Raw genomic sequence first — 22,509 nt, forward strand, 5'->3', positions numbered from 1 at the left:
GGAGGCTCACCGGCACGCCCGTGGAAAGCGAGCGCCTGGAGCGGAAATCAACAGCCAAAGTTAACAGAGCCTTTATATTAAATAGAAAGCTTATCTTTATACTTTTTTAATTTATAAATAATAGTAGGCTGGCTGAGGCCTAAATATTCCGCCATTTCGTAGGTGGTGTTGCACTCTCTGTAAGCTTTTGATAATAACTCGATTTCTACTTCCTCCAGCACTTCTTTTAAATTCCTTTTTTCGATACTATCCTTCGCAAAAACCCATGTGGAATCCTTCATATTTTTCTTAAAGTCAAAAGGAAGATGTTCGGGCAAAATCATATCATCCTCAATCGTCAGGATCATCCGTTCCAGTAAATTCTCCATTTCCCGGACATTTCCCGGCCATTCATAATCAATTAACAAGTCATACGTGGATGCGTGCAATTTTTTAGACTCGTTGTACTTGGCATTCAGTAATTCCAGGTAATGCTTTAACAAAATCGTTATGTCATCTTTTCTTTCCTTTAACGAAGGAATGTGAATGGGAATGACATTTAATCGATAGTACAAGTCCAGTCTGAATTTGCCTTCGTCCACCATCCGTTTTAAGTTTTGATTCGTGGCCGTTATCAGCCGGAAATTGACCTGAATCTCTTTTTTTCCGCCAATGCGCATGAACTTTCTCTCTTGAAGGACTTTAAGTAATTTTACCTGCATGTTCAGCGGAAGCTCGCCAATTTCATCTAAAAAAAGAGTCCCTTGGTCTGCTTGCTCAATCAAGCCTTGTTTTCCTGCTTTTTGTGCTCCCGTAAAGGAACCTGGCTCATAGCCGAACATCTCCGATTCAAATAAAGATTCAGGGATGGTGCTGCAATTTACCTCAATAAAAGGTTCCTTATGACGATTGCTTTGGTCATGAATATAGTGGGCCAGCGTACTCTTCCCGACACCTGATTCTCCTAAAAATAAAATCGCAGCATCAGTTGCGGCTACCCGCTGGAGTGTTTTAAATATTTGCTGCATGCTGGTGCTTCTAAAAAGAATAGGCCGGTCACTGGCATCTTTTTCGCGCAGCACCTCTACTTCTGTTTGAAACCCCGCAATTTTTGCCTCGAGCTGGCTGTATTGTTCCTGCAATTTGACAATCTCTGTTTGGTCCTGGCTGTAGCTGATGACTCTGATTAGGTACCCTTCCTGATCAAAAACAGGGTAACCCGCCGACATGACCACTTTTCCTGATTTGGTATGCTGCAGAATGCGGACAATTTTTTTCTCTTTTAACACAAGGGCATTAATCGAAGGGGAGAGAATTCCTTCTTTTTCCAAATCATAGACAGACCTTCCGATGTAGGACCCGGGTTCTAACCCATACATGACCCAATGCTCCGGATTGGAGCGCAAAATGATGCCCTTCTCATCGGTGACCGTAATGTTGTTGTTTGAGGTTTCAATGATCTTATCGAGCTCGAGTTTTACTTTTTCGTTCATTCAAAAAACCTCCTTGATTAAATTCTTAATCAAATCGGACAATTAATCAATAATTAAATTAATATTGATTAAAAATTAAATCAAATCTTTCCTGAAACAACGATTTTTCGGACCGAAAAAGTTGGCATGCTTTTTGCATTGTAAAATAGCAAAACTACTTTTTGGGGAAGGAAGTTTAGAACATGGAAAAATACATCAAGGAACTAGAAGAATTAGATAAAAAGCATTTTTTACATCCGACATCACCGATCCAGCAGCAACAGGCAGATGGCCCTGGCTTTATCTTTACAAAGGGTGAAGGTGTATTTTTGGAAGATATCAAAGGAAATAGGGTTATAGATGGCATGTCTTCTTTGTGGAATGTGAACATTGGGCATGGCCGGGATGAAATTGGAAAAGCAGCGATGGAACAAATGTCAAAATTAGCGTTTAACTCATGTTTTTCAACCTACAGTAATGAACCAGCCATCCGCTTGGCAGCGAAATTGGCAGAAATCGCACCGGGGGATTTAACGGCAACGTTTTTTACTTCAGGAGGTTCGGAATCGAATGATACGGCTTATAAGCTTGCCCGGCATTATTGGATATTAAAGGGGCAGCCGGAAAAGAAGAAAATCATCACAAGATCGAGATCCTACCACGGGGTGGCGATGGGGGCAACGAGCGCAACCGGTTTAAAGCCGTTTCGGGATTTTACGAATTCATTAGCACCTGATTTTTATTATGTAGATCATTTTTCAACGTCCGCATTACGCGAGTTAATCGAACAAGAAGGCGCTGACACAATTGCCGCTTTTGTTGCTGAACCAGTTCAGGGTGCCGGCGGCGTTCATATTGCACCTGAACACTATTTCAAAGAAGTCAGGGAGATTTGCGACCAATACGGAATATTATGGATTACGGATGAAGTCATAACAGGATTTGGGCGGACAGGCACCTATTTTGGAATTGAGCATTATGACGTTGCGCCTGATATGATGTGCTTTGCAAAAGGCGTAACAAGCGGCTATGCCCAGCTGGGAGGTGTGATGATTTCAGAAAAAATGCACCAGGATTTTAAAGAGCTCTCTACAGGCACGTTATTGCATGGGTACACCTACAGCGGCCATGCGATGGCTTGCAGTGTGGCTTTGAAAAATCTTGAAATCATGGAACGCGAAAATCTGATTGAAAATGCCAAGCAAATGGGTGTGGAAATGCTGGCAGGATTTAAGCAGCTGCAAAGCAAACATGGGATCATTGGAAACGTAAGAGCCCTTGGTCTGATGGGGGCAATTGAAATTGTGAAAGATCGGCAAACAAACGAACGTTTCGCCTCTCCGCTCGCTCCATTGATTGTTTCGGAAGCGGCTAAAAGAGGAGTGGTAGTCCGTGCCGTCGTTTTTGATGGCCAGGACACGATTGTATTTGCCCCGCCATTAATCATTAACCAAGAAGAAATGGAACAAATGATGAAGGTTTTATCAGAGACCATATTGGCAGTGGAAAACACCATTAAGCAGGGGATGAGGGGATGAAAAAGGATTTATATATTAATGGGAATTGGAAAGAAGCCAAAAAGTATACGTCATTGGTATCGCCCTATAGCGGAGAAGAAATTGCCCTTGTTCCGGCAGCAGATGAAGAGGAGGCAAATCAAGCTATAGAGGCTGCGTATCAAGCAAGAAGAACGATGGCGAAAATGCCGAGCCATCAGCGTGCCTTGATTTTAGAAAAGGCAGCAAGTTTGCTGGAGGAACGGGCACAGGAAGCTGCAGAGTTGATTGCGCTGGAGGCGGCTAAGCCTGTCACGACCGCAATGGGGGAGGTTCAGCGGACCATACAAACGTATAAATTTGCTGCTGAAGAAGCAAAAAGGATTTATGGTGAAACGCTTCCGCTTGATGCCGCGCCTGGCGGGGAAGGCCGTGTTGCCTATACGGTTCTGGAGCCGATTGGTGTGATTGGAGCGATTACCCCATTTAATTTTCCGATGAATCTAGTCGCCCATAAAGTAGGCCCTGCTTTGGCAGCTGGAAACACTGTCGTCCTGAAACCTGCGAATCAAACGCCGCTGTCAGCTTTTTTTATCGCGCAAATTTTTGCGGAAGCAGGATTGCCTGCTGGCGCTCTGAATGTAGTGACGGGAAGCGGTTCCTTGATTGGCGAAATGATTGTCAAAGATGAGAGGGTCAGCAAAATTTCCTTTACGGGGAGCCCTGCTGTAGGTATCGGCATCCGGAACAAAGCTGGATTAAAGCGGGTCACCTTGGAGCTTGGGTCCAACGCCGCTGTCATTATCGACAAAGGGGTAAATCTCGATAAGATCATCCCGCGCTGTGTCATGGGCGCCTATTCTTTCCAAGGTCAGGTCTGTATTTCTTTGCAGCGGATTTACGTGGTCGAAGAGCTTTATGAAGAGTTTGTCGCCCGATTTGTGGAAAGAGCGAAAAGCTTGAAAATCGGGAGTCCATTGGAGCCCTCAACCGATATTTCTGCTTTAATCAACCCGAAGGACGTAGAACGGACACTGTCCTGGATTGATGAAGCAGTACATCAAGGGGCCAGGGTGGCGCTTGGAGGTCAAGCAGAAGGCAATGTCCTGCTGCCTACAGTTCTCTTAGAGGCTGATCCATCACAAAAAGTGTCCTGCCAGGAAGTGTTTGCGCCGATTGTTCTGATTAATAAGGTGAAGGATGTAGATGAGGCGATTTCCTTGGTCAATGATTCCCGCTATGGCTTACAGGCAGGTATTTATACAGACAATATCCATACGGCGCTTGATGCGGCAGAAAATCTTCATGTCGGCGGAGTGCTGATCAATGATATCCCAACCTTCCGAGTTGATCATATGCCGTACGGCGGAGTAAAGGAAAGCGGAGTGGGCCGCGAAGGCGTGAGGTATGCCATTGAGGAAATGACGGAAAAGAAACTGGTTATATTTAATCGGAATTGATTATTTTATTGTGTCAGGCCGGGCGTTTAGCCTGGCCTTTTTCTACTTTTTAAAGACAAGTTGACTTGAAAACTGCATGAAAAGCAGTTTTTGGAATAGGATTGTAGGGGAAGGGTTGGCCAGAGTGGAGATTATTCTTAAAAGGTTGAAAAAAGGTGAACAATTAATGACAAATCTCACTGATTAAATTCTTATTTTGGTGTTTAATAGGTGTTGTTGTCGAATTTCAATGCGCTTCCGCTGACACTAAAGCTTGCAAAAATTCCCCAATTTAAGGCCTTTCTGTGAGCGAGCTCCCAAGGCTTTAAATTGGGAAATTTTCGCGGCGGTAGAATACCAATTTTTATCAATAAGGCTTGTCGACAGGGGTTTGTAACAATGCTATAATGAATTCGGTTACAATATTCATAAGTATGAAAATTTTCAACATTGGAGGGGATAGACATGGAACTTTTGAATGTATATCAGAATAATTATCTGATAGTTTTTGTGTTCCTATGTCTTGGGGTGTTGCTGCCGGTGGTGGCGTTATATTTAGGTAAGCTTCTGCGTCCGCATAAGCCTGATGATGCGAAGTATACCACATATGAGAGCGGTATTGAGCCATTTCACGATTCCCGTGTACAGTTCAATGTCCGCTATTATATTTTTGCCCTAATGTTTGTTATTTTTGATGTGGAGACGGTGTTTTTATATCCATGGGCGGTGGCCTATGATAAGTTAGGACTATTTGCATTAGTCGAGATGTTAATTTTCGTGGTTATGCTGGTAATTGGCTTAATCTACGCATGGAAAAAGAAGGTGCTAAAATGGATTTAAAATTGGACCTTTCACCAGAGGAAATGAAAGAGTTAGAACGTAATGTATTTTTCGCGACGCTGGAGCAAATTAAGGCATGGGCTCGAAGTAATTCTTTGTGGCCAATGACATTTGGTCTGGCTTGTTGTGCGATTGAGATGATGGGCGTGGGCGGCGCGAATTATGACTTGGACCGTTTTGGTTCCTTTTTCCGTACGTCGCCAAGACAGTCGGATTGCATGATTGTGTCTGGTACAGTGACGAAAAAAATGGCGCCGATTGTAAAGCGTTTATATGATCAAATGCCGGAGCCAAAGTGGGTTATTGCGATGGGGTCATGTGCAACTGCAGGCGGACCGTATATCAAGTCGTATTCCGTTGTTAAGGGAGTCGACCAAATCGTCCCTGTTGATGTGTATATTCCAGGCTGCCCGCCGAACCCAGCGGCATTAATTTATGGAATTAATAAATTAAAGGAAAAGATTCGCTATGAGGCGAAGACTGGGAAGAAGGTGATCTAACCGATGAGCGGGGAAAAGGATCTCGAGCAATTAAAGAAAGAGGCAGCTGAGAAAGCGAAGGCTGCGGCACTTGCGAAGCGTCAGGCGAAGGCAGGCGAAGCGGCGCCGAAACCAGCAGCCGAAGCGCCAAAGCCACCGGACGAAGAGGCACCGAAAGCAGCTGAACCGGTTCAAGCAGCAGTAACAGCTTCAACTGGCGGGAATGCCGATGATTTAGCGAAGAAAAAAGCAGCAGCGGCAGCGAAGGCGAAGGCGGCTGCACTAGCGAAGAAGAAGCGAGAAGGCATTGTGGATGAGCCAGCTGAACCGGTTAAAGAAGCACAAGCTCCGGCAGAAGTGACGGCCGCACCGCAGGGCTCATCGAACGAAGCTGATGATCTTGCAAAAAGAAAAGCAGAAGCCGTAGCAAAAGCCAAGGCAGCGGCAGCGGCGAAACGGAAAGCGATGGAGAAGGCAAGCGGCGAAGCCCAGGCGGCAACGGAAGCACCAGCTGCAGAAAGCGCGGCCGATGCAGGCGAAGACGACTTAGCAAAGAAAAAAGCAGCTGCGGTAGCGAAAGCCAAAGCGGCAGCAGCGGCGAAACGAAAAGCGATGGAGCTAGCCGGCGGCGAGGTCCCAGCGGCCGTATCGGGTGGCGATACAGGAGCGGACGCAACTGATGATGAAAAAGCCAAAGCAAAGGCGGCAGCAGCAGCGAAAGCCAAAGCAGCGGCAGCAGCCAAAGCGAAGGCAGCAGCGGCGGCAAAGGCGAAAGCGGCCGTATCGGGTGGCGATACAGGAGCGGACGCAACTGATGATGAAAAAGCGAAAGCCAAGGCAGCAGCTGTAGCGAAGGCCAAAGCAGCGGCGGCAGCCAAAGCGAAAGCTGCAGCGTCAGGGAAAGCGGGCGATACAGCGCCAGCCGCATCAGAGACCGAAGCACCTTCAGTCAATCAGCCATATTTAGATAAATATGTGAAGGTAATTATTGAAAATCTGGGTGCTGATGCTTTAGAAGATTCTTATATTAATAAACTATCCAAAGATGTTCCGACCCTTGTGGCAAAGCGTGATACATATTTTAAGCTGGCTCAATTTTTAAAATATAATGAGCTTCTCGGATTTGATTATCTCTCTGAGCTGCACGGAACGGATTTTGTGACGCATATGGAAGTATATGTTCACTTATTCTCATACAAAAATCGCCAATCGGTGGCGCTAAAAGTGAAGATAGACCGTGATGAACCAACAATTGAATCCTTGCAGCCGATTTGGGCAGGCGCCAACTGGCCTGAATGCGAGGCATATGACTTATTAGGAATTAAGTTTACCGGACACCCGGATTTGCATCGGATTTTGCTTGGAGAAGAATGGGTTGGCCATCCACTGCGTAAAGATTATGAACCGTATGATGTGGAGGTGTAGCGGGTGATCAGAACAGAAGAAATGCTATTAAACGTCGGTCCACAGCACCCGAGTACGCATGGAGTATTCCGGCTTGTAGTTAAAATCGATGGCGAGATCATTACGGAAGCAAAGCCTGTCATCGGTTACTTACACCGCGGTACAGAAAAATTGGCCGAGAATTTGCAATACACACAAATAATTCCTTATACCGACCGGATGGACTATTTGTCAGCGATGACGAATAACTATGTGATCTGTCATGCGGTCGAAACGATGATGGGGATCCAAGTTCCGGAGCGCGCCGACTTCCTTCGCGTCATGGCAATGGAATTGGGACGTATCGCCAGCCATCTTGTGGCATGGGGCACCTATCTGCTGGACCTTGGTGCGACGAGCCCGTTCATCTATGCATTCCGCGACCGTGAAATGATTATCAATATGCTCAATGAACTTTCAGGGGCGCGCTTGACCTTCAACTATATGCGTGTTGGCGGCGTAAAGTGGGATGCTCCGGAAGGCTGGGTGGAAAAAGTACGGGATTTTGTACCGTATATGCGCGAACAAGTAAAGGGTTATCATGATCTTGTTACTGGAAATGAAATCTTTTTAGACCGGGTAACGGGTGTAGGAACATACACGAAAGAGGACGCACTTAACTATTCCTTGAGCGGTCCAAACCTTCGCTGTACAGGCGTGAAGTGGGATCTCCGTAAAGATGAGCCATATTCCATTTATGACCGATTTGATTTTGACGTGGTGACCGAGGAAAGCGGCGACTGCCTGGCACGATATAAGGTGCGTATGGGCGAGGTTTCACAATCATTAAATATCCTTGAGCAGGCTTGTGAACAATTCCCTGCGGAAGGTGAAATTTTAGCAAAAGTACCGAAAATCATTAAGGCGCCTAAAGGTGAAGCGTTTGTCAGAATTGAATCACCACGCGGCGAAATTGGCTGTTATATCTCAAGCGACGGCAAAAAAGAACCGTATCGCCTGAAGTTTAGAAGACCATCATTCTATAATCTGCAAATTCTCCCGAAATTATTAGTAGGTGAAAATATTGCAAACCTGATTGCTATATTAGGGGCAGTTGATATTGTCCTTGGGGAGGTGGACGGTTAATGGTACAAGATCTACTCCATTCGAGTCCAGGTTTAGCCAACTTTGCAATCTTCTTTTTACTAGGGGTTGTCTTGCTGTTAGTCGTATTAGGCTTCGTAACATATGGGATTTTAGCCGAGCGGAAGGTCATGGGTTACATGCAGCTCCGCCACGGTCCAAACCAGCTTGGCGGTAACTGGGGCTTATTGCAGACCGTCGCTGACGTTTTGAAGCTTTTACTGAAAGAAGACATTATTCCGAAACTGGCAGACCGTCCGTTATTTATCCTGGCGCCAGTCATTGCCTTTGCCCCGTCCTTCATGGTACTGGCAACGATTCCGTTTACTGATAAGTTTCAATTTGCGGATATCGGGGTGGGCTTGCTTTATTATATTGCGGTTTCTGGTTTGACGACTTTTGGTGCCTTGCTTGGCGGTTGGGGCTCCAATAACAAATACGCCCTTTTAGGCGGCGCGCGGGCAGCGGCTCAGATGATTTCATATGAAATCCCGCTTGTTATGTCCGTTCTTGGTGTCATTCTTTTATCAGGAAGCTTAAATTTAAATGATATCGTCCATGCGCAAAAGGGCGGCTGGTTCATCCTGTTGCAGCCGATTGGCTTTATTGTGTTTTTTATTGCTTCGGTTGCCGAATTAAACCGGACGCCGTTTGACTTGCCGGAAGCGGAATCCGAGCTTGTCGCAGGATTTCACGTTGAATACTCCGGCTTCCGCTTTGCCTTCTTCATGCTGGCGGAGTATGTGTATCTATTTGCCATGTCGGCCCTGATTACAGTCATTTTCCTAGGAGGCTGGCTGCCGCCATTTGCGTTCCTTGGCTTTATTCCAGGTGCGGTATGGTTCTCACTTAAGTTCTGTGTGGTCATCTTTGTATACTTGTGGCTCCGCAGTACGCTGCCGCGTTTCCGCGTTGACCGTTTAATGGAGTTCGGCTGGAAAGTGCTGCTTCCAGTGGCGCTAGGAAACATCTTCCTGACAGCCTTGATTAAATCATTATTTTTCTAAAAAGAAATCATTAGATTGTGTTCGAAAGGTCGTATCGCCTAGCGATACACTGGCTGCAATAACAATTTTTAAAAGGTAAAAGGGGTGAAAAACGTGCTTGGAATAGCAAAAGGCTTGAAATATACCCTAAAACAATTATCGCGTGAAAAAGTCACTTATGACTATCCAAATAAGCCGCTTCCACTGCCGGACCGCTTCCGCGGGATTCAGAAGTTTTATCCGGAAAAGTGTATTGTGTGCAATCAATGTATGAACATTTGTCCGACTGAATGTATCAACCTGACAGGTAAAAAACATCCCGATCCGGCGAAAAAAGGGAAAATCATCGATACGTATGACATCAACTTCGAGATTTGCATCCTTTGTGACCTATGTACGGAGGTTTGCCCGACAGAAGCGATTATCATGACGAATAATTTCGAGCTCGCTGAATACAGTCGCGATATGTTATTTAAAAACCTCGAATGGTTGGATGAAAACGACGAAAACATACGGAAGGAGAATAAAGCATGACCTTCTCAGGCGAATTTCTCGCTTTTATGGGACTCGCACTTGTGGCGATCATCGGCGGCGTGCTTCTTTTGAACCTTACCAAAGTTGTTCATATGGTCGTTGCCCTCATCTTCACGTTCGTAGCTATTGCCGGAATTTATGTGCTGCTGTCCGCGGAATTTGTCGCAGCTGTGCAAATCTTAATTTATTCCGGTGCCATTACGATCATTATGCTGTTTGGCATCATGTTAACGAGGCATAACGATGAAAGTGAATCAAAAGCAGGCAAATGGAGAAAGTTCCTTTTGTTTTTAGGTATACTGGGCTTTGCTTTTGCCGTTTACCTTGGCATCTACAATTTCAATATTGATCAAGTTCCGACCACATTGCATGAAAACAACACAATGCAAATTGGTCAGGCACTGTACTCAAAACATATTATTCCATTTGAGTTAGTCTCTGTTTTACTTTTAGTTGCATTGGTTGGTTCCATTGTCTTGGCGAAAAAAGAGGATAAGGAGGCGGATAAGGAATGAGTTCAGTTCCCGCTTCAGCCTTCCTGGCACTAGCACTGATTTTATTTTGCATCGGCTTATACGGTGCATTGACAAAGAGAAACACGGTTATCGTTCTCATTTCGATCGAATTAATGCTGAACGCCGTGAATATTAACCTGGTAACCTTCAGCAAATACGGCATGGCGCCATCAATTACAGGCCAAATCTTTGCCCTGTTCGCGATTAGCGTTGCCGCGGCGGAGGCAGCGGTTGGTCTTGCGATCCTTATCGCACTATACCGCACTAAGAAAACCGTCAACATCGACGAAATGGACACAATGAAAAATTAAAAAAACCTTGGTGCCAGTCGCTTTCCCTCGAAGATGAGACAAAATTCGGGTGGTGACAGGCACGGATAGGAGAAAATGATGGAAAATGCATGGCTTATACCGCTTTTCCCGCTAATATCGTTTTTGATCCTTCTTCTATTCGGTAAGCGATTGAAGGAAGCGAGTGCGTATGTTGGGATTCTACTTACGCTGGCATCGCTTATTTATTCGATTTTAGTGTTATTTCAGCGCTTTTCAGAGCCAACCTACGTCACGAAGTTTGACTGGCTCACGATAGGAGATTTTCATATAACAGCGGGCTTTGAAGTGAATCAATTAAATGCATTAATGCTGTTTATCGTATCGCTCGTCAGTTTCTTGGTACATACCTATTCCAAAGGTTATATGCACGGGGACGAGCGCTTTCATGTATTTTATGCCTACCTGGGATTATTTACCTTTGCCATGCTTGGTCTGGTGATTTCGCCAAACCTGCTGCAAACGTATATCTTCTGGGAACTAGTAGGTGTCGGTTCCTTCCTATTAATCGGTTTCTATTTCTACAAAGAAGAAGCAAAGGCAGCCGCGAAAAAGGCGTTTATCATGACTCGTATCGGGGATGTTGGCCTATTTATCGGCATGGCGCTGCTCTTCTGGCAGACAAAAAGCTTTGAATACAGCGATATCTTTGCTGCGGTCGACGCTGGTCAGGTGTCAGGCACGATGATCACGTTGACGGCGATCCTGATTTTCATTGGGGCAGTTGGTAAATCGGGTCAGTTCCCGCTCCATACATGGCTTCCGGATGCGATGGAAGGTCCAACACCAGTTTCGGCGTTAATCCACGCAGCGACAATGGTTGCCGCCGGGGTATACTTGGTTGCATCACTTTTCCCATTGTTCTCAGCAAGCCATACCGCACTTATGACCGTTGCCGTCATCGGCGGCTTTACTGCAATTTTTGCAGCAAGCATTGGTCTTGTGCAAACTGATATTAAACGAGTACTTGCTTATTCAACTGTCAGCCAGCTTGGTTATATGATGCTCGCCCTTGGTTCTGCTGGTTATGTGGCTGGTGTGTTCCACCTGATGACGCACGCGTTCTTCAAGGCACTCTTGTTCTTGGCAGCTGGTTCTGTCATTCATGCGGTACACACACAAGATATTGAAGAAATGGGCGGGCTTTGGAAAAAGCTTAAGCTCACTGGACCATTATTTCTAATTGGAACACTGGCGATCAGCGGTGTGCCGTTATTATCCGGTTTCTTCAGTAAAGACGAAATTTTAGCAGCGGCCTGGGAAGGCGGACATCCGGTTCTTTTCGTCCTTGCTCTAGTCGCGGCATTCTTTACAGCATTCTATATGTTCCGCCTGTTCTTCATGGTATTCACTGGTGAAGCACGCGGCACTCAGAAAAATGTTCACGAGTCACCATCTGTGATGACATTCCCAATGATCATCCTTGGCGTTCTGGCTGTGGTTGCTGGTTATGTGAACACACCTTGGTTTGGAACCTTCCTTGGCGACTGGCTCGTTGATGGCAATGATGCACTTGCAAGCCACGGCCATCACGAAGGTCCAGTTTGGATTATGATTCTAGCAACCGTTGTTTCCTTACTCGGAATCTACCTTGCATGGTTAATTTACGGAAAACGTTCCGTTTCCCGCAATTGGCTGAGCGGAAGCGGCGATATGCTGCATACCGTTCTATTAAACAAATATTACGTCGACGAATTCTATCAACTGACAATTGTCACGATTACAAAAGGAATCAGCTACTTCCTGCGTTTCATCGATACCTTCCTTGTTGAAGGCATCGTCAAAGGAATCGCCGGCTTTGTCCAAGGACTTGGAGCAACAGGTTCAAAAATGCAGACCGGCCAAGTGCAGACGTACGGAGCAGTGGCGTTTATCGGATTAGCGTTACTTGCCGTCATCTATGCATTAACAGGGGGGTACTTACGATGAACTTACATGCTATTCTTTCAATCCTAGTATTCTCCCCTTTACTAGGTATCGCCGTTATAGCGTTCATGCCAAAAGATCAGGAAAAATCGATCAAGTTGGTAGGCTTTTTGGCCACCCTGCCGGCATTGTTGTTATCACTAGCGGCTTATGCTCACTATCTTGCCGGTAAACATTTGAGTGATTTCAGCGTGTCAGTGGAATGGATTCATTTCCGCGGCATGAATGTCGAAGCGCCATACTTCGCCGTAAACTACGAGCTAGCGTTAAGTGGCTTCCAGCTGCTGTTAGTCGTGCTTACAGCGGTAGTGGCAACGCTCGCGTCGATTGCGGCCCGTTATGTGAAAAAAGAATGGAAAGGCTTCTTCATGCTGTTCCTTCTATTAGAAGTAGGCATGCTTGGCGTGTTCACAGCGGAAAACTTAATTCTATTCTTCATTTTCTTCGAGGTTACACTCATTCCGACGTTCTTCTTAATCGGAAAATGGGGTTATTTTGAAAAAGAAAAAGCGGCCTACAGCTTCTTGATTTATAACGGTTTGGGCTCTGCGGTCCTTCTAATCGTGATCATGATTCTGTTTGCCAAAACAGGCACAACTAATATCAATATTTTAAAAGATATTCTGGCAGACCCAAGTGCACCGGTTTCTGGGGACTTAAAGCTTGGCCTCCTGATTGCCCTCTTGGTCGCTTTTGGAGTAAAATTACCGATTTTTCCATTGCACAGCTGGATGCTGCGTGTGCACGTACAGGCACCGCCGCCAGTCGTCATGATTCACTCTGGTATTCTTTTAAAAATTGGTGCGTACGGATTAATCCGTTTTGGAATGGGGCTATTCCCCGAGCAGTTTAATACTCTTGCGACGCTGATTGCGGTCCTTGGAGTGATTAACCTTCTCTACGGAGCGTTCCTTGCGTTCATTCAAACAGACTTTAAAATGGTTTTGGCTTACTCGTCAATTTCTCACATGGGAATCGTACTCATCGGACTTGCGGCAATGAATGAGGCTGGGGTTCAAGGAGCGATTTTCCAAGTGATTTCACACGGTTTGATTTCGGCCTTATTGTTCTTCTTAGTGGGTGTGTTATACGAACGCACCGATACATCTTTGATTGGAAATCTTGGCGGAATGGCGAAGGGAATGCCGGTAGCGGGGGGCTTCCTATTAGCAGGAGCAATGGCCTCACTTGGTCTTCCAGGTATGTCTGGCTTCGTCAGCGAATTCATGGCGTTCCTAGGGCTTTTCAAAGAAATGCCTTGGCTTGCGGCCGTTGGTACAATCGGCATCATTATGACGGCAGCGTACTTGCTTCGCGCTGTGCTTGGCATGACGTTTGGCAAGTCACACCGCGAATTTACCGGTGTTGTTGACCTGAAAGGCGTTGAATTCGTGCCAGTGGTCGTTCTTATGTTGTTAATCGTGTTAATCGGTGTTTACCCAAGTGTTCTAAGCTCACCGCTTCAAGCCACACTTGAGACTATCATGCCAGGGCTGGGAGGGTGATGAAGGATGAGTTTTGAGACATTGAGTCAGTTTAACTGGAGTGTCATGACGCCGGAGTTCATCATCCTTGGTGTTGCTGCACTTCTTACCATTATGGATTTATTTATGCCGAAGGGGCAGGATCGGCGCATCCTCGGCTGGATTGGCATTGCTGCGATCGCGGCGGCAATCGTTTCCGTTGCAGGCTTAGCGGGCGGTGCGGTTGTCTCAATTTTAGATGATACCTTCCGCCTTGATAGTTTTGCGATTGCCTTTAAATTGCTGCTCCTTGGCGGTGCAGGACTGGTTATGTTCCTTGCCGTCAGCTATGAAGCGAAGGATGGCATGGAAGAGTACCGCGGCGAGTTTTACTATCTGTTCTTAACAGCGCTGCTCGGTGCAATGTTCATGGCCTCCAGCGGTGATTTAATCACGTTATTTATCGGACTAGAATTGTTATCTGTTTCTTCTTATATTTTAGCTGGCATCCGCAAGCATAACCTGAAGTCGAACGAATCAGCGATGAAATACGTCATCAACGGCGGAATTTCCACTGCGATTACGTTGTTCGGGATGAGCTATGTGTACGGATTAACCGGATCTACAAATTTGCTGGCGATTGCGCAAAGCCTATCAGGTCTAACTGACGGCCAGCATGTTTACTTGCTTGGTTTATCATTTTTGATGATTTTCGTGGGTCTAGCGTTTAAATTGGCTGCAGCGCCGTTCCATATGTGGGCACCGGATGTCTACCAAGGTGCGCCGACACCGGTTACTGCGTTCCTAAGCGTTGTTTCCAAAACGGCTGGTTTTGTGATTGTCATCAGAATTCTGTTAACGGTATTTGGTGCTGCGACAACAAAGGGTCCAGGCTCCATGCCAATTTTGCTCGACATGCAGGATTATATCGCGTTTATCGCGGGAGCTACGATGATCATCGGTAACGTGGTGGCATTAAAGCAGTCGAACATTAAACGAATGTTTGCCTACTCCAGTATTGCCCATGCCGGTTATATCCTAGTGGCGTTAACGTCCTTATCGTCCAATATGTTCTATTCCATCTGGTTCTACCTGCTTGCTTACTTGTTCATGAACCTTGGAGCATTTGCGGTAATCCAGATTGTGACAGAAAAGACTGGCTCGGCTAAGATTACGGATTTTGCAGGCTTATACCGCCGTTCTCCAGGTTTGGCTGTTGTGATGGGGATCTTATTGATTTCCTTGGCAGGCTTCCCGGGAACCGCCGGCTTTATCGGCAAATTGAACATCTTTATCGGGGCGTTTGCAGGTACTCCGCATTATGTATTAGCGTCTATCATGATTGCGACAACAGTCGTGTCTTATTTCTACTATTTCGGCGTGATGACACAAATCTTCTTCCGCCCGTCAGCAAGTGAAGACAAGTTCAAGATTCCAGCAAGCATTCTTGTTGTCTTGATTGTCGCTGTCGTAGGAAGCGTGCTGTTCGGCGTTATGCCAAACATCGCATTAGATTTTATGAACAATAACTTAGACATCTTGGCTGATTTTTTTAGCTAAGGTTTAGGTGGTTAAATATAAGGGGTAATTTATTGAAAAAGAAGAGGTTGGGGAGCCTCTTCTTTTTTTGTGGCTGAAAGCCGTATGTTTATTTTTGTATAGGATCTGGGGTTTTATTTTCTTCCTTAAGCTCCGTCTCTGATTGTGACTGGTCCATTTCCTTGCCGAGCTTCCGCATTTCCTCCATGTTACGTGCCATCGACCCATTTTTTTCTTCCCTCAATGCCGAAGCATGCTCAATTTCTCTATCAGGGAGATAATTTCGATCATTGATATCAGAGGTATGCCTTTTTTCAGTCAAGACCAAGATTTTTCCTTCTTCTACGGAGTTTCCATAGTATTTTGCTTCATCGTCCGGAATTCCCAGCCCTACCAGTGCTCCGGCTATTCCACCAAGGCCAGCCCCTGTTAACGCCCCTATTAAGGTTGCTGCCAGCGGACCTGCCGCGATGATTGGGCCAACACCAGGGATAGCAAGTGCACCAACTCCTACTAATAAACCTGTTACACCGCCGACGGTGCCTCCTGTAATGGCTCCAGTGGCCGCCGCATCTTCAGCAGCTGCTCCTGTTTCATCTGTAACATGATTCACATGTTTAAGATTTTTCCCGATCACGGAGATTTCATCTTTACGGTATCCCTGCGCAATCAAATCCTCAACAGCTTCAATCGCTTCTTGTTCCGATGCGTAAACACCTGCAACCTTTTTTTCATGCCTGTCCATGTTTTGTTCCTCCTCTAAATTAATGTGTATATAGATTCTTAGAAAGAAGCTGCTGCTTTTGACATTATTTTGATAGATTTTCTTTAACTTTCCCATAAGATTCTTGTAATTTACCTTTTGCCTTATCCAGCTTGCCTTCTGCCACCTTGGAATGATCATCGGTTAATCTGCCCATTTGCTCCTTCGCTTCTCCTTTTACCTGATCAAAATTTCCTTTTATTTTATCTTTGTTCATATTGATAGCCTCCTAGAATTTTTTTGTCTCAATAGGTTCGCTTCTCCTAAGGGGAAATTATTAATCCTATAATTCTTCATCGAGTTTTTTCTCGACATTATTCAAGCCTTCTTTTATATTTTTTTTCGCATCATTGATCTTCCATTTGATGTCATTTTTCGTTCCAATGTCGAGCTGGTCCTTTTGCTCTCCGTCACTTATCCCATTATCTTGGTCCACGCCATCACCGCACCCGGCCAATCCACCAAAGGTAAATAAAGCAGCAAGTCCGCTCACTAATAATGTTTTATTCCGACTCATCCTTAACACTCCTTCGGTTAGTTTTGTCGTACACATCCTATGTTCCCGGTTAAAAATAAATCCAAACTTCATTTTTTTCAAAATAAAACCATTGGTCATTTTTTTACAGATTGATTGGAGCGCAAATCAATAACAGAGTTTAACACAAAAATGGTTTCATTTTTCCATAAAGGGTTATATATCTAGCAGCAAGACAAGTTCTAGCAAACTAAATGAGAGAAAAGGAGAGAGGTATATGAGACTGAATGACATCTTGGCAGGCTGGTACATATACACAGACCGGCTGCCCAACTTAATCTTGGCTCTACTAGTACTATTAATAGGATGGTTAATCGCCAAAAGCATCGGAAAAGCTGTGGAAGCGGCTTTAAAGAAAACAAGCTTTGATGATAAGTTTTTTTCAAACATAGGTAAAAGAAAATATCCATCTGAAATGATTGTCGGAAAAATTGTTTACTATCTGTTATTGGTTATTGTTTGGACCATCTTTTTCAATATATTGAGCCTAAGCTTTATTGCGGCACCGCTCGTTCAAATGCTATCGTCCATAACGGGGGCTATTCCAAACGTGCTGAAAGCGGCACTGATTTTACTGCTGGCCTGGGTGGTGGCGACCGTCATTCGCAAGCTTTTTATGAAAGGGGCTTCCATGGTCCATTTAGCACGCATGTTCGTACAATGGGGTATGGCAAAAGACGAAAATCATGCTGTGAGGAAAATAAATAGTATCGCTAAAGCTGTTTTCTACTTTGTGCTTTTATTATTCCTGCCTGGAGTGCTGGGAGCTTTAAATATGGAAGGGATTTCGGAGCCGGTCACAGGTATCCTTACTGGTTTACTTTCCTTTATACCTAAACTATTTGCAGCCGCTCTAATAGTCTTTGTCGGCTGGCTGATTGCAAAAATCGTCCGCGATATCCTGACAAACTTCTTAACGAGCATTGGGACGGAGAAGCTTAGTGATCGCTTTGGAATGAAAATGGAAGGGACAAGCCTTTCAAGTATTGTCGGAAATATCGCGTTTATCCTCATTTTAATACCGACCATCATCACTGCATTAGAGAAAATGGATCTTAAAGGAGTTTCCGGACCAGCTGTTGCGATGCTTCATAACGTCATAGCACTGGTTCCAAACATCGCTGTCGCGGTTTTCTTGATTCTAGCAGGGGTTTGGCTTGGAAAATGGGTCGAAAAATTAGTCGCACAAATGCTATGGCGATTACGGTTTGATAGTTTGTTTCATCAGATGGGGATAGGATCCTTAACTCCTGAACAATCAAAATACACGCTTTCGCAAATTGTTGGCTTGCTGGCAAAAATCGTGGTCGTTTTATTATGTACAGTGGAAGCCCTGCAAATTGTGGGATTAGAGTTCTTAGTTTCACTCGCCACAGGTGTGATTGCCTATTTACCAATGCTGTTTGCGGCACTAGTGATTCTGGGGATTGGTTTATATGTCGGAATTTTAGCCGAACGTCTCTTGCGAAATATTTTAAAGACGAGCTACTCTAGTACACTTGCCTCGGTAGCTAAATATGCTATTTTCACCATCACCATCTTTATGGCCTTGGATCAAATGGGTGTCGCCCATTCAATCGTCAATGCAGCCTTTATCCTTGTCCTAGGCGGATTAGCTTTAGCGTTTGGCCTGGCCTTCGGTCTCGGAGGGAAAGACTTTGCCTCCAAATCTTTACGTAAGCTCGACAATAAATTAGATGAGAATAATAGAATTTAAGCTGGTAACAATCCGAAATTTAATAGATTTCGGATTGTTATTTTTAAAAAAATAGGGGGTGATGACGCTTATGATGGTCATAAAGCTACTGGTAATTGCCCTTCTAATCGGATTAACGGGATTCTTTGTCGCTATCGAATTTGCCATCGTAAAAGTTCGTCCATCCAGAATTGATGAATTAATCCTGAAAGGGAAAAAGGGGGCGGTTTCAGCTAAAAGGGTCGTTACACATCTGGATGAATATTTATCGGCCTGCCAGCTGGGGATTACCGTTACGGCCCTTGGACTTGGGTGGCTGGGGGAACCCACAGTGGAAAAACTATTGCATCCATTGCTTCATGCGCTTCATCTGGACGACGCGTTTGCCGGTGTTTTATCAGTTACGATTGCATTCGCAGCCGTCACGTTTTTTCATGTTGTGGTAGGTGAATTAGCCCCTAAGTCCGTGGCGATTCAAAAAGCCGAGGCGATTGCGCTGCTATTCGCTGTACCAATCATCTGGTTTAACAAAATCATGTATCCATTTATTTGGTTGTTAAACAGCTCGGCACGGTTTCTTGTGGGTATCTTTGGCCTGAAACCTGCATCAGAGTATGAAGGTGCTCACTCTGAAGCAGAGCTTCGCTTGCTATTGTCGGAAAGCTATCAAAAGGGAGAAATCAATCAGAATGAATTTCAATATGTAAACAATATATTTGAGTTTGATGAAAGAATCGCCAAAGAAATCATGGTGCCTCGTAGGGAAATCAGCAGTGTACCAGTGGACGAACCACTGGGTAGGGTGTTCGACCTAGTGAGAGCGGAAAGATTTAGCCGCTATCCGGTAGTAGATGGGGATAAAGATAACATTTTGGGTATTCTTAACGTCAAAGCTTTGCTAACTGCCGGGAAAAAGGAGGAATGGCGGTTGGAACAGCTTGTGAAGCCCGCTATCCATGTGATTGAAACCATCCCTATTCATGACTTACTGGTAAAAATGCAAACAGAACGTTCTCATATGGCCATTCTCATCGATGAATACGGAGGGACTTCGGGGTTAGTGACCGTTGAAGATATTATGGAGGAAATCGTTGGTGAAGTGCGAGATGAATTTGATGCCGAGGAAGTGGCAGATATCCGAAAAATGAAGGATAATGAGTTTTTAATAGCCGGGAAAGTGTTAGTGGAAAACGTAAATAAATTACTGGGTACCAACCTATCTGATCCAGATATCGATACCATCGGCGGCTGGTTTCTTACGCAGAATCATGACGCTAAAGTTGGGGAAGCGGTGGAGGCAGGTGGATATGTGTTTACTGTCAGTGAGATGGAAGGGTATCAGATTTTGTATTTAAATGTAAAAAAGCATTAGAGGATGCGCTCTAATGCTTTTTTTATATTGTTTTTGTCTTTAATTTTGCCTCCATAATGCTGATATCATCTTTAAATTGGTCGATTATGGCCCGTTTATCACCGAATATGAATATCTGATCACCTTCGTGTATCTTCGTATCGTATAGTTTTCTCCTGATTTTCAAGTCTCCTCTTTTGATAAACAAGACAGCAATATCCATTTGATCGTACCCGTGAATAAATTGACCAAGCGTTTTCGAGACCAGACGAGATTCTTCATAGATTCGGAGATTTAGCAGATGATCTTGTTTATCTGTTAAAAATACATCACGCACAGGCATGTCGCCAAGTTCAATATTGTACACCAGCTTGCGGTTAAAGATTAAGGACAAAATCTTTTGCACCCATGCCAGTTTTAATACAATGAAAGTCAGCAAAACGCACCCGGCAACAGATAATACTTCTTTCATATTCAGTTCGTTCGTTAGAAAATTACTAATAGAAGAAATAATCACGGCAAGGGAGAAGGCCCCAAAGAGGATGAGGAAAGCGGCCAGTTTCCTGCGTATCGGATGGCCTAAAATCAATTCAGACTCCCCCGTGGTAAAGCCTGTCCCTGTCATCATCGAGATGACCTGAAACCTAGAGACCTCTACTTTAAGGCCAGTTAACTGAAATAAAATCACATGAATTTCGATGACCACTGTAATGATGATGAAATAGATGAATAAAAAGAATAAATTCATTTTTCCACCTCACAAAAAATGGGGCGGGGCAATTATGCCCCAACCACCATTTACTGCATTTTTTCATTAAAAAACTTCACGGAATACAAGGCACCCTCATCGACCATGTTATGATCTTCTAAATCATGCGGATGAGGGTTTCCACCCTTTTCAATCGGGAGATTTTCGCTTTTATGAAAGGGAGTTGGTTTGATTTTCCACTTTAATTCTCTAAGTTTGCTCTCGGCTTTGATTCTGTTTGGCTTAGAGGATAACCACACAGCAGCAGATGCCCCTAATCCTACAACGATGATAGATTTAATCGGTAACGTGGCTTTCATGATCATGCCTCCTTTGGTTATTTACCTTTTGAATACCCCATTTCTGGCATCCTGAAACATCCTTACTATGTTTTGTTTTTTCCAAAATTGGGAAACAAAATAGGAAAACATGTCACGGGAAGGAGAATCTATGGAAACCGATAACCGCCTTAAACAGTGGGAATGGCATCAATTTTCCGCAAACGACATCGATCAAATCAGACCGCTTATTAAAAAGGACGACGGTGAGTGGTTAAGGCAGCTGCTGAATAATCGAACAAATTGCCTCAGAATCAAAGTGGATGAGAGTGGCGGAAAAGTCGTCCAAGGCTCGCTTATTTATAAGCAGAACTTTGACGTGGAAGAGGACTATCATATCTTTCATTTTTATATTACGGCCAATCGCATGATAACGGTGGACCTTAAGTTTTCGGCCCTTAAACATATCAATTCTGATTCTCTTGTTAAACGAATTAATCGGACGGAAAATGCCGTAGATGGATTTTTATTTTTCCTCGGGGAACTGATGAATGAGATGTTAGTAGAAATCGATCAGTTTGAGGATGCGCTCAAAACATTGATTTGGAGCATTCGAAAAAGAAATGAAACGGGAATTCTCGAAAAAGTGTATGCACGCAGGCATGAACTATTAATTTGGAAAAGTCTATTGATCCCCATAAAGGAAGTAAGGATGGCCATAGAGGAAGCTAATTTTGAAGATACCTCCAATGGGGAGATCTTTACGCGTACTTGCAGGCGAATCGATCGGGCGATGGAGCTGCTCAACGAATATGAACATGAGGTCGATTCTATCATTAATCTAGAAGAAGTGATTTCCTCCCATCGGGGAAACGAGATTATGAAAACCCTAACGGTCATCACCATCATTTTCACTCCGATTATGGCGTATGGGGCATTATGGGGCATGAATTTTAAGTATATGCCGGAACTCGAGTGGAAGCACGGCTACCTCATTTCCATCATTATCATAATGGTCTCGACCGTCTTGCTTTATGGGTATTTGAAAGTCAAAGGCTGGACAGGAGATCTCTTAAAAGGAAGAAAAAGAGGTTCATTTTTTAAATAAATTTAGAAAAAAGGTTTTGAACGAAAAAAATGGTGGTACTACATGAACATAAGGTTACAACAAGTTAACCTTACAACAAAAACTGAAGGAGGAATTCAAGATGGACCGCAAAAATGATCAGAACATGAGCATGGAAGAACGAGGACGCAAAGGTGGACAAGCGACAGCCGAGAATCATGACAAAGATTTTTATCAAGAGATTGGTCGAAAAGGCGGGGAAGCAACCTCCGAGAACCATGACAAAGAATTTTATCAGGAGATTGGCAGAAAAGGCGGCGAGGCGACAGCCCAGAATCATGACAAGGAATTCTACCAAGAGATTGGTCGAAAAGGCGGAGAAGCGACCTCCGAGAATCATGATAAAGAATTCTATCAAGAAATTGGCCAGAAGGGCGGAGAATCGCGGAACTATCAGCGGGACAACGAATAAATTTATCGAAACAACGACAAATCAAGGGAAACGACCCAAAACACAGAGCTTGCACAATTTCGTGCAAGCTTCTTCCA

Annotated in this window: 23 protein-coding genes; 17 read left to right on the forward strand and 6 right to left on the reverse strand. The window is 44.5% G+C overall.

What is annotated here, in order from left to right; genetic code table 11:
• Positions 1 to 77: 77 nt before the first annotated feature.
• Positions 78 to 1,472, reverse strand: coding sequence for a sigma-54 interaction domain-containing protein (locus tag ACIFOT_RS26190; protein ID WP_430069976.1), 1,395 nt, complete (start codon positions 1,470 to 1,472; stop codon positions 78 to 80).
• A 182-nt stretch (positions 1,473 to 1,654) separates the two neighbouring features.
• Here ACIFOT_RS26190 and ACIFOT_RS26195 point away from each other — a divergent pair, with 182 nt between their 5' ends.
• From ACIFOT_RS26195 to nuoN, 13 genes are all read left to right on the forward strand, one after another.
• Positions 1,655 to 2,989: an aspartate aminotransferase family protein gene (locus ACIFOT_RS26195; protein WP_430069979.1), complete on the forward strand. Its 1,335-nt coding sequence runs from the start codon at positions 1,655 to 1,657 to the stop codon at positions 2,987 to 2,989.
• Complete coding sequence (locus ACIFOT_RS26200; RefSeq protein ID WP_430069982.1) at positions 2,986 to 4,407, forward strand: aldehyde dehydrogenase family protein; 1,422 nt, start codon at positions 2,986 to 2,988, stop codon at positions 4,405 to 4,407. Before ACIFOT_RS26195 ends, ACIFOT_RS26200 begins: the two co-directional genes overlap by 4 nt.
• Positions 4,408 to 4,851: 444 nt before the next feature.
• Complete coding sequence (locus tag ACIFOT_RS26205) at positions 4,852 to 5,226, forward strand: NADH-quinone oxidoreductase subunit A (protein ID WP_223594863.1); 375 nt, start codon at positions 4,852 to 4,854, stop codon at positions 5,224 to 5,226.
• Positions 5,217 to 5,726: a NuoB/complex I 20 kDa subunit family protein gene (locus tag ACIFOT_RS26210; protein ID WP_223594862.1), complete on the forward strand. Its 510-nt coding sequence runs from the start codon at positions 5,217 to 5,219 to the stop codon at positions 5,724 to 5,726. Before ACIFOT_RS26205 ends, ACIFOT_RS26210 begins: the two co-directional genes overlap by 10 nt.
• A gap of 3 nt (positions 5,727 to 5,729) precedes the next feature.
• Positions 5,730 to 7,130 carry an NADH-quinone oxidoreductase subunit C gene (locus ACIFOT_RS26215; protein ID WP_430069987.1) on the forward strand — a complete coding sequence of 467 codons (1,401 nt, stop codon included), beginning with the start codon at positions 5,730 to 5,732 and terminating at the stop codon, positions 7,128 to 7,130.
• A gap of 3 nt (positions 7,131 to 7,133) precedes the next feature.
• Complete coding sequence (locus ACIFOT_RS26220) at positions 7,134 to 8,234, forward strand: NADH-quinone oxidoreductase subunit D (protein ID WP_430069990.1); 1,101 nt, start codon at positions 7,134 to 7,136, stop codon at positions 8,232 to 8,234.
• Entirely contained in the window at positions 8,234 to 9,238 is a 1,005-nt protein-coding gene (gene nuoH / locus ACIFOT_RS26225) for an NADH-quinone oxidoreductase subunit NuoH (RefSeq protein ID WP_430069993.1), read from the forward strand. The genes ACIFOT_RS26220 and nuoH overlap by 1 nt, the downstream gene beginning before the upstream one ends.
• Before the next feature lie 93 nt (positions 9,239 to 9,331).
• Positions 9,332 to 9,751: an NADH-quinone oxidoreductase subunit NuoI gene (nuoI, locus tag ACIFOT_RS26230; RefSeq protein ID WP_223594858.1), complete on the forward strand. Its 420-nt coding sequence runs from the start codon at positions 9,332 to 9,334 to the stop codon at positions 9,749 to 9,751.
• Positions 9,748 to 10,266: an NADH-quinone oxidoreductase subunit J gene (locus ACIFOT_RS26235; RefSeq protein ID WP_430069996.1), complete on the forward strand. Its 519-nt coding sequence runs from the start codon at positions 9,748 to 9,750 to the stop codon at positions 10,264 to 10,266. The genes nuoI and ACIFOT_RS26235 overlap by 4 nt, the downstream gene beginning before the upstream one ends.
• On the forward strand, positions 10,263 to 10,577 hold the full coding sequence (nuoK, locus tag ACIFOT_RS26240) for an NADH-quinone oxidoreductase subunit NuoK (RefSeq protein ID WP_223594854.1): 315 nt from the start codon (positions 10,263 to 10,265) through the stop codon (positions 10,575 to 10,577). Before ACIFOT_RS26235 ends, nuoK begins: the two co-directional genes overlap by 4 nt.
• Positions 10,578 to 10,652: 75 nt before the next feature.
• Positions 10,653 to 12,524, forward strand: coding sequence for an NADH-quinone oxidoreductase subunit L (nuoL, locus tag ACIFOT_RS26245; RefSeq protein ID WP_430069999.1), 1,872 nt, complete (start codon positions 10,653 to 10,655; stop codon positions 12,522 to 12,524).
• The gene (locus tag ACIFOT_RS26250) at positions 12,521 to 14,026 is read left to right on the forward strand and encodes a complex I subunit 4 family protein (protein WP_430070002.1); all 1,506 of its coding nucleotides are present in this window, start codon (positions 12,521 to 12,523) and stop codon (positions 14,024 to 14,026) included. The genes nuoL and ACIFOT_RS26250 overlap by 4 nt, the downstream gene beginning before the upstream one ends.
• Before the next feature lie 6 nt (positions 14,027 to 14,032).
• Entirely contained in the window at positions 14,033 to 15,544 is a 1,512-nt protein-coding gene (nuoN, locus tag ACIFOT_RS26255; RefSeq protein WP_430070005.1) for an NADH-quinone oxidoreductase subunit NuoN, read from the forward strand.
• 88 nt (positions 15,545 to 15,632) lie between these two features.
• On the opposite strand, the gene ACIFOT_RS26260 is transcribed toward nuoN, so the two are convergent.
• From ACIFOT_RS26260 to ACIFOT_RS26270, 3 genes are all read right to left on the reverse strand, one after another.
• Complete coding sequence (locus ACIFOT_RS26260) at positions 15,633 to 16,268, reverse strand: general stress protein (protein WP_430070008.1); 636 nt, start codon at positions 16,266 to 16,268, stop codon at positions 15,633 to 15,635.
• 64 nt (positions 16,269 to 16,332) lie between these two features.
• Complete coding sequence (locus ACIFOT_RS26265) at positions 16,333 to 16,503, reverse strand: CsbD family protein (protein WP_430070011.1); 171 nt, start codon at positions 16,501 to 16,503, stop codon at positions 16,333 to 16,335.
• A 66-nt stretch (positions 16,504 to 16,569) separates the two neighbouring features.
• Positions 16,570 to 16,803: a hypothetical protein gene (locus ACIFOT_RS26270; RefSeq protein WP_430070014.1), complete on the reverse strand. Its 234-nt coding sequence runs from the start codon at positions 16,801 to 16,803 to the stop codon at positions 16,570 to 16,572.
• 235 nt (positions 16,804 to 17,038) lie between these two features.
• Here ACIFOT_RS26270 and ACIFOT_RS26275 point away from each other — a divergent pair, with 235 nt between their 5' ends.
• Together ACIFOT_RS26275 and ACIFOT_RS26280 are read left to right on the forward strand one after the other, a co-directional pair.
• Positions 17,039 to 18,538, forward strand: coding sequence for a mechanosensitive ion channel (locus tag ACIFOT_RS26275; protein ID WP_430070017.1), 1,500 nt, complete (start codon positions 17,039 to 17,041; stop codon positions 18,536 to 18,538).
• A gap of 70 nt (positions 18,539 to 18,608) precedes the next feature.
• Entirely contained in the window at positions 18,609 to 19,889 is a 1,281-nt protein-coding gene (locus tag ACIFOT_RS26280) for a hemolysin family protein (RefSeq protein ID WP_430070020.1), read from the forward strand.
• A gap of 22 nt (positions 19,890 to 19,911) precedes the next feature.
• Here the strand turns inward: ACIFOT_RS26280 and ACIFOT_RS26285 are convergent, their stop codons facing one another.
• The gene (locus ACIFOT_RS26285) at positions 19,912 to 20,616 is read right to left on the reverse strand and encodes a TrkA C-terminal domain-containing protein (protein WP_430070023.1); all 705 of its coding nucleotides are present in this window, start codon (positions 20,614 to 20,616) and stop codon (positions 19,912 to 19,914) included.
• A gap of 50 nt (positions 20,617 to 20,666) precedes the next feature.
• The gene (locus ACIFOT_RS26290; protein ID WP_430070026.1) at positions 20,667 to 20,936 is read right to left on the reverse strand and encodes a hypothetical protein; all 270 of its coding nucleotides are present in this window, start codon (positions 20,934 to 20,936) and stop codon (positions 20,667 to 20,669) included.
• 130 nt (positions 20,937 to 21,066) lie between these two features.
• Here ACIFOT_RS26290 and ACIFOT_RS26295 point away from each other — a divergent pair, with 130 nt between their 5' ends.
• Together ACIFOT_RS26295 and ACIFOT_RS26300 are read left to right on the forward strand one after the other, a co-directional pair.
• Positions 21,067 to 22,002: a magnesium transporter CorA family protein gene (locus ACIFOT_RS26295; RefSeq protein ID WP_430070029.1), complete on the forward strand. Its 936-nt coding sequence runs from the start codon at positions 21,067 to 21,069 to the stop codon at positions 22,000 to 22,002.
• A 100-nt stretch (positions 22,003 to 22,102) separates the two neighbouring features.
• The gene (locus ACIFOT_RS26300) at positions 22,103 to 22,432 is read left to right on the forward strand and encodes a KGG domain-containing protein (protein ID WP_430070031.1); all 330 of its coding nucleotides are present in this window, start codon (positions 22,103 to 22,105) and stop codon (positions 22,430 to 22,432) included.
• Positions 22,433 to 22,509 lie beyond the last annotated feature (77 nt).

The sequence above is a fragment of the Neobacillus sp. NRS-1170 genome, from assembly GCF_050468025.1.

What these genes read in the sequence shown, in the direction of transcription:
- ACIFOT_RS26195 (WP_430069979.1), top strand. Translation starts at nt 1,655, where the DNA reads ATGGAAAAATACATCAAGGAACTAGAAGAATTAGATAAAAAGCATTTT.
- nuoH (WP_430069993.1), top strand. Translation starts at nt 8,234, where the DNA reads ATGGTACAAGATCTACTCCATTCGAGTCCAGGTTTAGCCAACTTTGCA.
- nuoL (WP_430069999.1), top strand. Translation starts at nt 10,653, where the DNA reads ATGATGGAAAATGCATGGCTTATACCGCTTTTCCCGCTAATATCGTTT.
- ACIFOT_RS26190 (WP_430069976.1), bottom strand. Translation starts at nt 1,472, where the DNA reads ATGAACGAAAAAGTAAAACTCGAGCTCGATAAGATCATTGAAACCTCA.
- ACIFOT_RS26290 (WP_430070026.1), bottom strand. Translation starts at nt 20,936, where the DNA reads ATGAAAGCCACGTTACCGATTAAATCTATCATCGTTGTAGGATTAGGG.
- ACIFOT_RS26280 (WP_430070020.1), top strand. Translation starts at nt 18,609, where the DNA reads ATGATGGTCATAAAGCTACTGGTAATTGCCCTTCTAATCGGATTAACG.
- ACIFOT_RS26270 (WP_430070014.1), bottom strand. Translation starts at nt 16,803, where the DNA reads ATGAGTCGGAATAAAACATTATTAGTGAGCGGACTTGCTGCTTTATTT.
- ACIFOT_RS26200 (WP_430069982.1), top strand. Translation starts at nt 2,986, where the DNA reads ATGAAAAAGGATTTATATATTAATGGGAATTGGAAAGAAGCCAAAAAG.
- ACIFOT_RS26275 (WP_430070017.1), top strand. Translation starts at nt 17,039, where the DNA reads ATGAGACTGAATGACATCTTGGCAGGCTGGTACATATACACAGACCGG.
- ACIFOT_RS26300 (WP_430070031.1), top strand. Translation starts at nt 22,103, where the DNA reads ATGGACCGCAAAAATGATCAGAACATGAGCATGGAAGAACGAGGACGC.
- ACIFOT_RS26235 (WP_430069996.1), top strand. Translation starts at nt 9,748, where the DNA reads ATGACCTTCTCAGGCGAATTTCTCGCTTTTATGGGACTCGCACTTGTG.
- ACIFOT_RS26210 (WP_223594862.1), top strand. Translation starts at nt 5,217, where the DNA reads ATGGATTTAAAATTGGACCTTTCACCAGAGGAAATGAAAGAGTTAGAA.
- ACIFOT_RS26260 (WP_430070008.1), bottom strand. Translation starts at nt 16,268, where the DNA reads ATGGACAGGCATGAAAAAAAGGTTGCAGGTGTTTACGCATCGGAACAA.
- ACIFOT_RS26205 (WP_223594863.1), top strand. Translation starts at nt 4,852, where the DNA reads ATGGAACTTTTGAATGTATATCAGAATAATTATCTGATAGTTTTTGTG.
- nuoK (WP_223594854.1), top strand. Translation starts at nt 10,263, where the DNA reads ATGAGTTCAGTTCCCGCTTCAGCCTTCCTGGCACTAGCACTGATTTTA.
- ACIFOT_RS26215 (WP_430069987.1), top strand. Translation starts at nt 5,730, where the DNA reads ATGAGCGGGGAAAAGGATCTCGAGCAATTAAAGAAAGAGGCAGCTGAG.
- ACIFOT_RS26285 (WP_430070023.1), bottom strand. Translation starts at nt 20,616, where the DNA reads ATGAATTTATTCTTTTTATTCATCTATTTCATCATCATTACAGTGGTC.
- ACIFOT_RS26265 (WP_430070011.1), bottom strand. Translation starts at nt 16,503, where the DNA reads ATGAACAAAGATAAAATAAAAGGAAATTTTGATCAGGTAAAAGGAGAA.
- ACIFOT_RS26250 (WP_430070002.1), top strand. Translation starts at nt 12,521, where the DNA reads ATGAACTTACATGCTATTCTTTCAATCCTAGTATTCTCCCCTTTACTA.
- nuoN (WP_430070005.1), top strand. Translation starts at nt 14,033, where the DNA reads ATGAGTTTTGAGACATTGAGTCAGTTTAACTGGAGTGTCATGACGCCG.
- ACIFOT_RS26295 (WP_430070029.1), top strand. Translation starts at nt 21,067, where the DNA reads ATGGAAACCGATAACCGCCTTAAACAGTGGGAATGGCATCAATTTTCC.